The organism is Streptomyces sp. NPDC001787 (assembly GCF_040297465.1).
Taxonomy (GTDB): Bacteria; Actinomycetota; Actinomycetes; order Streptomycetales; family Streptomycetaceae; genus Streptomyces.
This window is the reverse complement of sequence record NZ_JBEOZE010000010.1, coordinates 86,484-99,642: the sequence shown is the minus strand read 5'-3', so window position 1 is coordinate 99,642 and position 13,159 is coordinate 86,484. Positions and strand designations below refer to the sequence as shown.

The following is a 13,159-nucleotide window of genomic DNA, read 5'->3' as shown; positions in this document are numbered from 1 at the left end:
AGGGGAAGCACATTCGCGGAACTGGTTGCCCAAGGTGTTTAGGGTGTGCTGCATGTTCCGTCTTGAGACAGAAGTGGACAGAGAACGACGCAATCTGCTGAACGGCCGGCTGCGGGACGACAACAGAGCCGCCTCACCGGAGCTGCGGGCGCTGCTCACCACCCCTGCCGAGCACGAAGTCCCGCTGGAGGTATGGGCGCTGGACGAACAGGGCGGGATCGTCGGCGGCCTGACCGGGCGGACCTGGGCGTACTGGCTCCATGTGGAACTGCTCTGGGTCGAGGCGACCCATCGCGGCCTCGGCCTCGGCTCGCTGTTGCTCACCGAGGCCGAACGGGTGGCCCGCACGGAGCGGGACTGCACCGCCTCCCGGGTGGAGACCTGGGACTTCCAGGCCCCCGGCTTCTACCGGAGCCACGGGTACGAGGAGGCCGGGCGGGTGGACGACTACCCGCCCGGAGTCACCGAGTTCCTTCTGGTCAAGCGTCTGGGGCGAGACGGCGGGCACCCGCCGACGGTACGGCGGTGAACACACCGGGCGCCGCGTAGCCGGCCGAGGCGAACGCCTCCAGAACGGAGTCGGTGACCGCGTCCGCGGACGCCACGTCCACCAGCACGATCGCCGAGCCGCCGAAGCCGCCGCCGGTCATCCGGGCCCCGAGCGCCCCGGCCCCGTTCGCCGCCGAGACCGCCAGGTCCAGCTCCGGGCAGGAGACCCGCAGGTCGTCCCGGAGCGAGACATGGCCCGCGGTGAGGACCGGGCCCACGGCCGGTGCGTCCCCCGCGTCGAGCAGCGCGATGACCTGCTCGACGCGCCGGTTGTCGCTGACCACATGGCGTACGAAGCGCAGGACGGACTCGTCCGCCCCGGCCGCCGCCAGCCTCTCCAGTGCCGCGTCGAGACCGTCGTACGGGAGGTCCCGCAACGCCGGTACGCCGAGGATCCGGGCGCCCTCCTCGCAGCCCGCCCGGCGCTCGGCGTAGGCGCCGTCGCCGAGGGCGTGCTTGACCCGGGTGTCGACGACCAGGAGCGTCAGCCCCTGGGCGGCCAGGTCGAAGGGGACCTGGCGGCTGCCGAGGTCACGGGTGTCCAGGTACAGCAGGTTGCCCTCGGTGCAGCAGGCCGAGGCCATCTGGTCCATGACCCCGCAGGGCACGCCGACGAACGCGTTCTCGGCGCGCTGGCCGAGCACCGCGAGCTCCGAGGCGGTCAGGCCCAGCCCGAAGAGATCGTTCAGGGCGAGCGCGGTGACGACTTCGAGAGCGGCGGACGAGGAGAGCCCGGCCCCGGTGGGGACCGTGGAGGTCAGCTGGATGTCGGCGCCGGTGACCCGGTGGCCCGCCTCGCGCAGCGCCCAGACGACTCCGGCCGGGTAGGCGGCCCAGCCGTGGCCCGCGTGCGGGGCCAGCTCGTCGACCCGGAGCTGGACGACGCCGCCGGGCATATCGGTGGAGTGCAGCCGGAGCACACCGTCGGTACGCCGGGCGACGGCCGCGCGTGCCGTGTGCGGCAGGGCGAGCGGCATCACGAAACCGTCGTTGAAGTCGGTGTACTCACCGATCAGGTTCACCCGTCCGGGCGCGGCCCAGATCCCCTCGGGCTCGGTCCCGTACAGCGCGGTGAAGGAGGCGGCCGACTCGGCGTTCCGGGCCGCCGTACCGGAAGCGGCGCGGGCGGCATCGGCCGTGACAGCGGTGGTGGCGTCGGTCATGGGGCGGTGGGCTCCTCTCGGCGGGCGAACGTCCAGGCGTCGGCGATGATTCCGGCCAGGCCGGAGCGGGACGGCTGCCAGCCGAGGCGCTTCCTGGCGGTGTCGGCGGAGGCGACCAGCACGGCCGGGTCGCCGGCCCGGCGCGGGGCGGCGGTCTCGGGTACGGGGTGGCCGGTGACCTGGCGGACGGCCTCGACGACCTCGCGTACGGAGAAGCCGTTGCCGTTGCCGAGGTTGCAGATCAGGTGCTCGCCGGAGACGGCCGCGTCGAGTGCCAGCAGATGGGCCTCGGCGAGGTCGGCGACATGGATGTAGTCGCGGACGCAGGTGCCGTCCGGGGTCGGGTAGTCCTCGCCGTAGACGGAGATCGACTCGCGCTGTCCGAGGGCGACCTGGAGGACGAGCGGGATCAGGTGCGTCTCGGGCGCGTGGCGCTCCCCGTAACCGCCGTACGCTCCGGCCACGTTGAAGTAGCGCAGCGAGACGGCGGCCAGGCCGTGCGCGACCGCCTCGCCGGTGATCATGTGGTCGACGGCGAGCTTGGAGGCACCGTACGGGCTGGTCGGCGCGGTCGGGTCGGACTCCGTGATCGGGCTGGAGACCGGTTCGCCGTAGGTGGCCGCGGTGGAGGAGAAGACCAGGGTGCGCACCCCGGCGTCGCGCATCGCGGCGAGCAGGTCCATGGTGCCGCCGACGTTGTTCGCCCAGTACTTCGCGGGGTCGGCGACGGACTCGCCGACCTGGGAGTACGCGGCGAAGTGCAGCACCCCGTCGTAGCCGGGGTCCAGCCAGCGGGCCGCGTCCTGGACGCGGCCCTCGATGAACCCGGCCCCGGCGGGGACGCCCTCCCGGAACCCGGTGGACAGGTCGTCGAGGACGGTCACCTCGTGCCCGGCCTCCAGCAGGTGCGCGGCGACCACGCTGCCGACGTACCCCGCGCCGCCGGTCACCAGATACTTCTTCCGGGGGTTGCTCATTCGCTCGCTACCTCTCGCAGTCGCTGGGCCGCGGCTTCCGGCGGCACATCGTTGATGAACACACTCATGCCGGACTCGGAACCCGCGAGGAACTTCAGCTTGCCGGAGGTACGTCGAATGGTGAAAAGCTCCAGATGGAGCCCGAAGTCCTCCCGGTCCGGCACCCCGAACGGCGCCTGGTGCCAGGCGGAGATGTACGGGGTCGGCGGTTCACCGGGGCCGAAGATCCGGTCGAACCGCTTCAAGAGTTCCAGATAGACCTGTGGAAACTCCGTGCGCGCGGCCTCGTCCAGTTCCCGCAGGTCGGGGACGCGGCGGCGGGGGTGGAGGTGGACCTCGTAGGGCCAGTGCGCGGCGTACGGCACGAAGGCGACCCAGTGCTCGCCGCTGAGGACGACGCGTGAGCCGTCCGCCTCCTCGCGGGCCACGACGTCGTCGAAGAGGTTGCGCCCGGTCTCCTCGCGGTGCCGGCGGGCCGAGCGCAGCATCAGCTCGGTGCGCGGGGTGACGAAGGGGTAGCCGTAGATCTGGCCGTGCGGGTGGCCGAGGGTGACACCGATCTCGGCCCCGCGGTTCTCGAAGCAGAAGACCTGGGTGACCTCGTCCAGTCCGGCGAGTTCGGCGGTGCGGTCGGTCCAGGCGGCGAGGACCAGGGCGGCACGGTCCTCGGTGAGGTCGGCGAAGGACGCGTGGTGGTCGGAGGTGAAGCAGACGACCTCGCAGCGGCCGGCGTCCCCGGCGAGGGAGGGGAAACGGTTCTCGAAGACGGCGACGTCGTAGTGGTCGTCGGGGATCTCGCTGAGCCGCCCGTCCCGCGAGGGGCAGAGCGGGCACTCGTCGGCCGGCGGGTGGTACGTACGCCCCTGCCGGTGCGAGGCGATGGCCACCGAGTCGCCGAGGAGCGGGTCGTGGCGGATCTGCGACGAGGTCGAGACCGGGGCCAGGGGACGTCGGTCGACAGCGTCGCGGACGGTGTCGTCCGCGGCGTCGTAATAGATCAGTTCACGGCCGTCGGCGAGGGGCGTAACCGTCTTCTTCACCAGGTTCCTCCAAACATAACCGCACATAACTAATCACGAACCAACACCTCCGTCAATGGTCCAGCCGCCCGTCCCGCATCCGCGCACCCCGGCACGCGAACCGCACCCCGGCCGCGCGAAGGGCGTCGCCCGATCGGCGCACGCCGTACATCGCGCCACGCCCGTACAAAGCGCCACGCTCGCCCATGATCGAACAAAGAACACCATTCGGATGGTTCGTTCGCGGAACGCATCGGCGTGGGTTCCGTCGCGTGCACATGCGCCCGGCGAAGCGAGAACCCCCGCCGCGTGCCTCCCCGGCAGACACTGGCCGAAGGGCTCCGTCCCCGCGAACGGGCTCGGCCACGCGATATCCCGGTGATCCGTTTCGCCGTCGCTCTCGGCATCGGTTCCGCCGCCCCGCGCCGGCGCGCGGACGAGCCTCGGCTGCCTCTCTCCGGGCACTCACCGCCCGCCCGGGTGACCGCTCCCGCCTTCGTCGCGGCGGATCCCGGCGCGGGGGCCCGGCGTCACTCGTCCCGGCCGAGGCCCTCGGGCCCCCGCACCGCCCCCGTGGCCGCGCGGTCCAGCAGTCCGGTACGGGCCGCGAGGGCCGCGGCCTCCAGCCGTGAGCCCACCCCCAGCTTCATCAGCACCCGCTGCACATGCGTACGCGCGGTGCTGGGCGCGATGCCCATCCCGGCCGCGATCAGCCGGGTGTCCTCGCCCTCGGCGACCCTCACCAGCACCTCGGCCTCGCGCGGCGTGAGCATCAGGAGCAGCCGCCGGCCCTCGTCGTCGGGCTGGACCGCCGGGTTGAGCAGCTCGGCGAAGGCGCCCCGGAGCAGCTGCGGAGCGATCGCCGTCTCTCCGGCACGGGCCTTGATCATGGCCCGTTCCACTCCCTCGATCCGCTCGTCGTGCCGTACGTAACCGGCGGCCCCGGCCGCGAAGGCCGCCGCGATCCCGCGCGGGCTCGGCACCGGGCCGAGCACCACCACCGCCACCTGCGGGCGCTCCTGGCCGATCCGTACGATCGGGTCGAAGGTCCCCGGTTCGGCGGGGGACGCCGTGCCGAAGAGGCAGACCTCCGGCGCCCTGCTGACCACCAGTTCCGCTGACCCCGATGTCGGCGCGGCCGCCGCGAGGACCCGGTGCCCGCGCAGTTTCAGCGCCGAGGCCAGTGCCTCGGCGAGCAGTCGGTGATCGTCGACCACCATGAGCCGCACGCCCATCGAAACACGCCCCCAAGTACCCCTGTGTGCACCGGATTCCGTGCCCCCGGCCGCCTGACCCGGCAAGCTACACGCTTGTTCGACGCCACGTGCGCCTTACCCGCCATAAGCCCCCCGGATTGCCGAATTCTGCTTGATTCAGGGCTACTTGGCGGGCGGAAAACGATCGGCCCTGCCGGTCGGTGATCGACCGGCAGGGCCGTGGAACAACGCTGAGGGGTCAGCCGGTGGAGAAACTGACCACCAGGTACTCCTTGTCGTCCACCGAGCTCTCGCGGGGCTTGCTGATCATCACCTCGGAGAGGTACAGCCGCCCCTGGGAGTACAGGATCTCGGCGTAGTCCCCGGAGAAGCTGGTCTCCGCGTCGCGGACGGCCTCCTCGCTCGGGTTCTCCATCAGCAGCGTCTCCTTGAAGCTGGAGCCGTTGATGGAGACGATCTGGCCGCCCTTGTCGTACGGGGGCTCCTTGTACGCGATGATGTTGGAGCCGTCCATCCGCAGCGGGGTCAGCGTGTAGCGGTCGCCCGCGTCCGCCTTGCCGCCGACGAGCTTGCCGGTGGTCAGGTCGAAGGCGACGATCTCGTTGGTGTCGCCGTAGTCGCCGCCGCCCTCGTGCTCCTCGGTCGGCACGTAGAGCCGGTTGTTGCCGACGACCACGTGCTGGCACGTCTCGACCTCGGTGGAGCCGCAGCGCGCCGCGTACTTGTCGGCGTCGGCCGAGATCCGCACGAGCAGCTTGCCGGTGGCCGCGTCGATGGAGAAGAAGTCCGAGATGCCGCTGCCGTCACCGGCGGTGTCGCCGACATCGGCCGCGACGACCAGCGGCTTGGTGGAGACGATGCTCGCGTACTCGACGCCGGCCGGCATCTTGTACGAGGAGATCGGGGCACCGGTGGCCGGGTTCAGGGCCTGGATGGTGAGCTGCGGTTCGTCGTACGAGCCGCACTTGCGGACGACCGCGAGGGCGTCGCCGCCGCCGTACCCCTTGTCGTAGCAGCCGTCCGTGCTGGCCTTCGGCTTCCACAGCTCGGCGCCGGTGGTGAGGTTGAACGCGGCGCCGCCGCTGGTGCCGCCCGCGGCGATCGTGGTGCCGCTGAGCGTCACCTCGTCGAACCTGATCGGCTTGTCACCGCTGGTGGCGGCGGTGACCGACTTGCTCCACAGCAGCTTGCCGGTGCTCAGGTCGAGCGCGCCGACCTGGCTGCAGTCCTGGTACTTGTCCTTCGCCGTCCGCTTGGCGGGCTCGAAGGCGATCGCCGTCTTGAAGTCCTTGCTCATGTGCCGGGAGGCGGCGCAGAGCTGGCCGGTGAGCGGAACGGCCCAGAGCTTGGTGCCCTTGGCCAGGTCGTAGGCGACGATCTCGTTCACGCCGGTCTTCACGTACGCCTTGTCGGTGAGCCAGGAGCCCGAGACCGTGGTGACGTCGGTGACCTTCGGCTGCGGGAGCTGGAAGGCGACCTTGGACTTGGTGTTCGCCGGTGCCTTCTCGGACCCGCCGCCGAGTCCGCCGTCCGCGCCCTCGCCGCCCTTGCTCTCGCCGCCGGTGGCGCCGGTGGAGGCCGCCTCAATGTCGCCGCCCTTGTCGTCGTCACCGGTGGCGGAGTAGATGATGCCGCCGCCGATGATCAGCACCACGGCGACGGCCGCGGCGAGGATGATCTGCATCTGGGTGCTGAACTTCTTGCCGCCGCCGCCCTGCTGCGGGTCCGGGTACTGCGGCTGCATCGGCTGGGTCGGGTAGCCGTACCCCTGCTGCGGCAGGCCCGGCTGCCCGGCCGTCGGAGCCTGCGGGTAGCCGTAGCCGCCCTGCGGGGCCTGCGGGTAGCCATAGCCGTAGCCGTTGGGCTGCGGCGCGGGCGGCGGGACGTAGCCGCCCGCGGGCGGGGCGGCCGGAGCACCGTACCCCCCGGCGGGCGGGGCGGGCGGGCTGCCGTACCCGCCGGGCGGCGGGGTCTGCGGCGCGGCCGGTGCGGCCGGCGGCTGCTTGCTGAGGGCATCCGGCGGCGGCGGGTCCTGCGGGGCGCCGAAACCACCGGGCGGCGGATCCTGCGGGGCGCCGAACGCACCGGGCGGCGGGTCCTGGGGAGCGCCGAATCCGCCGGGGGACGGCTCGTTGGGCGGCTGGGGCGGCTGGGTCATGGCGTGCGTACCTCGGAAGAAGGGGGTGTGTGGGGTCTGGGCCGGTGGCTGCCGGCCGGATTCCGTCGGGTGCCGTCGTGAACCGTCACTTGCCGAACACCATCATCGTCTTCTGCTCCTTCTCCTCCTCGTCGTTGGAGGCGCTGACGCGCCCGCTCATGATGAAGGAACGGCCGCCCGCGTAGGCGATCTTGGAGGTGAAGAAGCTGCTCTCGATACGGGTCGTCGAATCCGGGTGCTGGAGCACCACGGTGGGGGTGCCGCCGGCCGGCGGGAGCGTCGCGATGGCCCCGCCCTTGTCGTACTTCGCCTCCATGTAGAGCAGCACGTTGCCGCCCTCCATGCGCAGGGGCTGGAGGATCCGCTCGGCCGGGGCGTCGGCCTTCCACTTGGTCCGGCCGGTGTTCAGGTCGAAGGCGACGACCTTGTTGGTCCGGCCGGTGCCGCTGGTGTCGGCCTCGGTCGCGATGTAGAAGGTGTTGGCGTCGGCGGCGACGCCGCTGCACCCTTCGAGCTTCTCGCCGAAGATGCTGAAGTCATGGCCGCAGTTGGTGGAGAGCTTGTCGCCCTTGTCGCTCACCAGCTGGGATCGGAGCGTGCCGTTCTCCTTGAGCGCCACGATGGACCACTGCTTCTTCTTCTCGTGGGTGAGCGAGACGATCAGCGGGCTCACCGAGTAGACCTTCTTGACCTCCCAGCCGCGCGGCGGCTGGTACGTCCACTTGGCCTTGCCGGTGGTGGGGTCGAGCTCCTGCACCTGGTGCTGCGGGTTCTCGATGTCGCCGGTACGGCAGCTGGCCGCGGCGATCAGTTTGGGGCCGCCCGCGAACGCGAAGGGCTGGCAGTTGCCCGAGGGCTTGCCGAACAGTTCCTTGCCGTCGCTGACGCGGTACGCGTTCGAGTTGCCGGTCCGTCCGACGGTGACGGTGTCGCCGCTGATCGCCAGACCGATGTCGGACATCAGGTCCCAGGTGCTGTTCTTCGTGATCGACTTCTTCCAGCCGGCCTTGCCGGTGTTCAGGTCGATCATCTGGAGGTCGGAGCAGTCGGCCTTGTCGGTGGTGCCGTTCTTCACGCCGATGACCATCTTGCCGTCGGCGGTCGGAGTGTGGGGCGTCGCACACACATCGGCGGGAAGCGGAAGGGTCCACTTCTGCTTGCCGTCGGCGGCCGAGTAGGCGGAGACGGAGCGGTACATGGCCTTGACCACCGTGTCGCCGACGATCCAGGGCCCGTACACATCGGCGCCGTTGCGCGGCAGGTCGACGCCGTTCTGCTGGAGCCAGAGAACCTTCGCCTCACCCTTCTTGCGCCCGGCGTTCAGGTCGTCGTCCACCGCGCGGCCGTCGCCGTTGCCGTCGCCCTCGTCGACCGTGGGCGACCCGCTCGGCGGCTTGGGGCCGGTGCTCTTCCCGGCCACGGGCTTCTTGTCGTCGTCGCCGCTCACGGTGAACCAGACTCCGGCGCCGACGGCCAGGACGACGGCGAGCGCCGCCGCCGCGACGACCGCGGGCTTGCCCTTGAGGAAGCCGCCGCCCCCGGAACCGGCCGGCCCGCCGGGCACGGGCGCACCGGGGTACTGCTGGGTCGGATAGCCCTGAACGGTCTGGGCCTGCTGACCGTACGGCCCCGGCTGCTGGGCATAGGGGCCGGTCTGCTGGGCGTACGGTCCCGGCTGCTGGGCGTACGGGCCGGGCTGCTGGGCGTAGGGGCCGGGCTGCTGGGCGGCGTACGGACCCGGGGCCTGGCCGGGCGCCTGACCCGACGCCTGCGGATAGCCGTAGCCGGGCTGCCCCCCGGGCGGCGTCTGCGGGTAGCCGTAACCGGGCTGCCCCCCGGGTGGCGTCTGCGGGGGGCCGGCCGGAGGCTGCACGGGCGGCGGCGTCTGCGGTATCTGGGGCGGCAGAGGCGGCTGTGCCTGGGGAGGCTGGCCCTGGGGCGGCTGAGGAGTTCCCTGCGGCGGCTCCTGCGGAGCCCCGAAGCCTCCCTGCGGCGGTTGCTGGCTGGGCGGCTGGGTCATCAGCACGTCCCCCTTCGTGCGGTCCGGTGCCCGTTTCGGTCTCCCCCGCGATTCCGTTGGGCTTAAATCCCCCCGGAAAGGAGCGAATCGGGCATGGCTTCCGCGTGTCACGACAGTCGAGCGGGGCTTCTTTGTACCACCCGCATCAGTTCGAAGCCGGGGTCGGCCCATCCCCTGTTCCCAAGGGAGAACCGCCTTGTGATGCCCTCGTTACGCCATGGCCGGACCTGATCGTCAGTCACCGGAGGCGACCGTCGCCAGTCACCGGAGGCAACCGTCGTCAGTCACCGAAGGCGACCATGGTCAGCATCGCCTTCTCCTCCTCGTCGGTGACCCCGCTGACGGTGGGGTGCATGAGCAGCGAGCGCCCGTCCGCGTAGGTCACCAGCGGGGCGAAGAAGCCGCGTTCCACCTGGGCGGCGGACGCCGGATGCCGCAGGACCGGCAGCAGCGCGCCGCCCGTCGGTGCGAGCGCCATGATGCCGCCGCCCCTGCCCTTGGTCGCGCTCAGATACATGAGCACCCTGCCGCCCTCGACCCGCAGCGGCATCAGGGTCTGTCCGGCGGGCGCGGCGGCCCTCCACTTCGACTTGCCGGTGCTCAGGTCGAAGGCCACGACGGCGTTCGTCATGTCCTTGTCGACGAACTCGGGCTTCGTCGCCATGTAGAAGGTGTCCGCCTCGGCCGCGACCCCCACACAGTTGTCGAGGTTCCTGCCCTGGGTGCGCTGTTCCTTGGTGCAGCGGGGCTCGTAGTCGTCGGTGCCGCCGACGAGTTGGGAGCGGTAGGTCCCGTCCGCGTTGAGCACCGCGACGGCCCACTCCTCCTCCCCCTTCTTCAGGGAGACCACGAGCGGGCTGACGGAGTAGAACTGGTCGACCTGCCAGCCCTTCTTGACCTTGTACGTCCACCGGACCCTGCCGGTCGCCGGGTCGATCCGCTGGACCTGCTGCTCCTTGTGGTCGTCGGCCTCGGTCTGGCAGCTCGTGGCGGCGATCGGGATGTCGCCGCTGACGAAGCCGAACGGCTGGCAGTTGCCGGGCAGTTTGCCCCACAGCACCTTGCCGTCGCTGATCCGGTAGGCGTCCGTGCGACTGGTCCGGCCCACGGTCACGACGTCTCCGTTGATCGCCATGGTGACGTCGGAGAGTCCGTCCCAGGCGCCGGGCCGCGCGTAGCCCTTGCGCCAGCCGGCCTTGCCGGTGGTGAGGTCGATCATCTGGAGGTGGTCGCAGTAGGCGCCCTCGGCGGTGCTGTCGTTGACGCCGATGACGATCTTTCCGTCGGTGGCGGCGCGGGTCGGGGCGGCGCACACGCCGGTCGTCAGGCGCAGGCTCCACTTCTGCTTGCCGTCGACGAGCGAATAGGCCGACACCGTGCGGTACATGGCCTTCACCACGGTGTCGCCCACGATCCACGGCCCTTGCGCGTCGGCGCCGTTGCGCGGCAGGTCGACGCCGTTCTGCTGGACCCAGAGGACCTTGCCCTCACCGGCCTCGCGCCCCGCGTTGAGCTCGCCGGGAGCGGGGGCCGGGCTCACACCGGTCGTGGGCGGCGCGCCCGATTCCTCCGTACCGCCGCCCTTCCCGTCGTCGGGCTTTCCCACGACGGACTTCCCGGGCCCGTCGCCATCGCCCGACACGGCGAACCAGACGCCGCCGCCGACGGCCAGGACTCCGGCGAGCACCGCGGCGACGAGGGCCGAGGTCCTGCCCCGGGACCGCCCGCCGGGACCGGGGGCCCCGGAACCCGGGGGCTGCGACGGGGGCGTCGGGGGCTGCGGGTACGCCGGGGGCTGCGGGTACGCCGGGGACTGCGGCTGACCGTACGACTGCTGCGGAACCGGTGGACGCGGCGGCTGACCGTACGGCGAGTGGGCCGACGGGGGCTGCTGGGCCGTGGGAGGCTGCGGGGCCGACGGGGGCCGCGGGGTCGCGGGAGGCTGACCGTACAGGCCGGGCGGCGGATCGTACGGTGCTCCGAAGCCTCCCTGCGGCGGTTGCTGGCCGGGCGGCTGAGTCATCGGTACGTCCCCCTCGTGCGGTCCCGTACCGCAGGGTTCACGTCAACCCCGGGCGGGGTTTCTTTCTACCACCCGCCCCACCCGCACCATCCGCACCACTGGCCCCGCCTTCACCAGCCCGTCACACCATGGCCGTCAGGCGTCCTCGGCCAGCTCCAGCCAGCGCATCTCCAGCTCATCGCGCTCCGTGACCAGTTCGCGCAGCTCGGCGTCGAGCTTGGCGACCTTCTCGAAGTCGGTGGCGTTGTCGGCGATCTGCTTGTGCAGGGCCGTCTCGCGCGTCGACATCTTGTCGAGCTGCCGCTCGACCTTCTGGAGCTCCTTCTTCGCCGCCCGCGCCTCCTGCGGCGACACGGCCGGGGCCGGAGCGGACGTCCCGCCGGACGGCGCGGGCGCGGCGGCGGACGGGGTGGCCGTCTCCTCCATCCGCTGCCTGCGCTCCAGGTACTCGTCGATCCCGCGCGGCAGCATCCGCAGCGTGCGGTCGCCGAGCAGCGCCATCACCCGGTCCGTGGTCCGCTCGATGAAGAACCGGTCGTGGGAGATCACGATCATCGACCCGGGCCAGCCGTCGAGGAGGTCCTCCAGCTGGGTCAGGGTCTCGATGTCCAGGTCGTTGGTCGGCTCGTCGAGGAACAGGACGTTGGGCTCGTCCATCAGCAGCCGCAGGATCTGGAGCCGGCGCCGCTCACCACCGGAGAGGTCGCCGACCGGGGTCCACTGCTTCTCCTTGGAGAAGCCGAACTGCTCGCAGAGCTGGCCCGCGGTCATCTCGCGGCCCTTGCCCAGGTCGACCCGGTCGCGTACCTGCTGGACGGCTTCCAGCACCCGCAGGTTCGGGGGCAGCTCGCTGACCTCCTGGGAGAGGTAGGCCAGCCGCACGGTCTTGCCGACGACGATCTTTCCGGCGGCCGGCTGCTCCTCGCCCTGCGTGCGGGAGGCCTCGGCCAGCGCCCTCAGCAGCGAGGTCTTGCCGGCGCCGTTGACCCCGACCAGACCGATCCGGTCGCCCGGACCGAGCTGCCAGGTGAGGTGGGTGAGCAGCGTCTTGGGCCCGGCCTGGACGGTCACGTCCTCCAGGTCGAAGACGGTCTTGCCGAGGCGGGCGTTGGCGAACTTCATCAGCTCGCTGGTGTCGCGCGGCGGAGGCACATCGGCGATCAGCTCGTTGGCGGCCTCGATGCGGTAGCGCGGCTTCGACGTGCGGGCCGGGGCGCCCCGGCGCAGCCAGGCCAGCTCCTTGCGCATCAGGTTCTGCCGCTTGGACTCCTCGGTCGCGGCGATCCGCTCCCGCTCGGCGCGGGCGAAGACGTAGTCGCTGTAGCCGCCCTCGTACTCGTGGACCGTGCCGCGCTGGACGTCCCACATGCGGGTGCAGACCTGGTCGAGGAACCACCGGTCGTGCGTGACGCAGACGAGCGCGGAGCGGCGGGCCCGCAGATGTCCGGCCAGCCAGGAGATCCCCTCGACGTCGAGGTGGTTGGTGGGCTCGTCCAGGACGATCAGGTCCGGCTCGCCGATGAGCAGCTTGGCGAGCGCGATACGGCGGCGCTCACCACCGGAGAGCGGGGCGATGACGGTGTCCAGGCCGTGCTCGAAGCCGGGCAGGGCGAGCCCGCCGAACAGGCCGGTGAGCACATCACGGATCTTGGCGCTGCCCGCCCACTCGTGGTCGGCGAGATCGCCGATGACCTCGTGGCGGATCGTCGCCGACGGGTCGAGGGAGTCGTGCTGGGTGAGGACCCCGAGCCGCAGGCCGCCGTTGTGCGTGACGCGGCCGGTGTCCGCCTCCTCCAGTTTGGCGAGCATCCGGATGAGGGTCGTCTTGCCGTCGCCGTTGCGGCCGACGACACCGATCCGGTCGCCCTCGGACACCCCGAGGGATACGCCGTCGAGCAGGGCACGGGTGCCGTACACCTTGGTGACCTGCTCGACATTGACCAGATTGACGGCCATTTCACTCCTGTCCAGGGGTTCGTTCGACGTTCCCAGGGTACGGCGCGGCGGGAACCCCGACGGCCCCGTCCCGGGCC

General features: G+C 71.4%; 9 protein-coding genes. 1 reads left to right on the top strand and 8 read right to left on the bottom strand.

Translation table 11 applies throughout. The annotated features are described in order from the left end of the window. The first annotated feature begins 52 nt into the window (after positions 1 to 52). Complete coding sequence (locus ABT170_RS16545; RefSeq protein WP_329943780.1) at positions 53 to 529, top strand: GNAT family N-acetyltransferase; 477 nt, start codon at positions 53 to 55, stop codon at positions 527 to 529. Here ABT170_RS16545 and galK read toward each other — a convergent pair. The 8 genes from galK to ABT170_RS16505 all read right to left on the bottom strand — a co-directional run bounded on the left by galK (position 480) and on the right by ABT170_RS16505 (position 13,082). After that, a complete protein-coding gene (galK, locus tag ABT170_RS16540) occupies positions 480 to 1,712 on the bottom strand; it encodes a galactokinase (RefSeq protein ID WP_329943781.1) in 1,233 nt (410 codons plus the stop codon). The two genes, ABT170_RS16545 and galK, sit on opposite strands and share 50 nt — an antisense overlap. After that, a complete protein-coding gene (galE, locus tag ABT170_RS16535; RefSeq protein WP_329943782.1) occupies positions 1,709 to 2,689 on the bottom strand; it encodes a UDP-glucose 4-epimerase GalE in 981 nt (326 codons plus the stop codon). The genes galK and galE overlap by 4 nt, the downstream gene beginning before the upstream one ends. After that, positions 2,686 to 3,729: a galactose-1-phosphate uridylyltransferase gene (gene galT / locus ABT170_RS16530; RefSeq protein ID WP_329943783.1), complete on the bottom strand. Its 1,044-nt coding sequence runs from the start codon at positions 3,727 to 3,729 to the stop codon at positions 2,686 to 2,688. Before galT ends, galE begins: the two co-directional genes overlap by 4 nt. Before the next feature lie 509 nt (positions 3,730 to 4,238). Further along, positions 4,239 to 4,943 carry a helix-turn-helix transcriptional regulator gene (locus ABT170_RS16525; RefSeq protein WP_329943784.1) on the bottom strand — a complete coding sequence of 235 codons (705 nt, stop codon included), beginning with the start codon at positions 4,941 to 4,943 and terminating at the stop codon, positions 4,239 to 4,241. Positions 4,944 to 5,163: 220 nt separating this feature from the next. Further along, on the bottom strand, positions 5,164 to 7,083 hold the full coding sequence (locus tag ABT170_RS16520; protein ID WP_351867975.1) for an outer membrane protein assembly factor BamB family protein: 1,920 nt from the start codon (positions 7,081 to 7,083) through the stop codon (positions 5,164 to 5,166). A gap of 85 nt (positions 7,084 to 7,168) precedes the next feature. Then, positions 7,169 to 9,103, bottom strand: a complete 1,935-nt coding sequence (locus ABT170_RS16515; RefSeq protein ID WP_351867972.1) for an outer membrane protein assembly factor BamB family protein — start codon at positions 9,101 to 9,103, stop codon at positions 7,169 to 7,171. Positions 9,104 to 9,383: 280 nt separating this feature from the next. Continuing rightward, positions 9,384 to 11,126 carry an outer membrane protein assembly factor BamB family protein gene (locus ABT170_RS16510; protein ID WP_502970527.1) on the bottom strand — a complete coding sequence of 581 codons (1,743 nt, stop codon included), beginning with the start codon at positions 11,124 to 11,126 and terminating at the stop codon, positions 9,384 to 9,386. A 135-nt stretch (positions 11,127 to 11,261) separates the two neighbouring features. Beyond that, entirely contained in the window at positions 11,262 to 13,082 is a 1,821-nt protein-coding gene (locus ABT170_RS16505; protein ID WP_329943788.1) for an ABC-F family ATP-binding cassette domain-containing protein, read from the bottom strand. Positions 13,083 to 13,159 lie beyond the last annotated feature (77 nt).

What these genes read in the sequence shown, in the direction of transcription:
- ABT170_RS16545 (WP_329943780.1), top strand. Translation starts at nt 53, where the DNA reads ATGTTCCGTCTTGAGACAGAAGTGGACAGAGAACGACGCAATCTGCTG.
- galK (WP_329943781.1), bottom strand. Translation starts at nt 1,712, where the DNA reads ATGACCGACGCCACCACCGCTGTCACGGCCGATGCCGCCCGCGCCGCT.
- galE (WP_329943782.1), bottom strand. Translation starts at nt 2,689, where the DNA reads ATGAGCAACCCCCGGAAGAAGTATCTGGTGACCGGCGGCGCGGGGTAC.
- ABT170_RS16525 (WP_329943784.1), bottom strand. Translation starts at nt 4,943, where the DNA reads ATGGGCGTGCGGCTCATGGTGGTCGACGATCACCGACTGCTCGCCGAG.
- ABT170_RS16520 (WP_351867975.1), bottom strand. Translation starts at nt 7,083, where the DNA reads ATGACCCAGCCGCCCCAGCCGCCCAACGAGCCGTCCCCCGGCGGATTC.
- ABT170_RS16515 (WP_351867972.1), bottom strand. Translation starts at nt 9,103, where the DNA reads ATGACCCAGCCGCCCAGCCAGCAACCGCCGCAGGGAGGCTTCGGGGCT.
- ABT170_RS16510 (WP_502970527.1), bottom strand. Translation starts at nt 11,126, where the DNA reads ATGACTCAGCCGCCCGGCCAGCAACCGCCGCAGGGAGGCTTCGGAGCA.
- ABT170_RS16505 (WP_329943788.1), bottom strand. Translation starts at nt 13,082, where the DNA reads ATGGCCGTCAATCTGGTCAATGTCGAGCAGGTCACCAAGGTGTACGGC.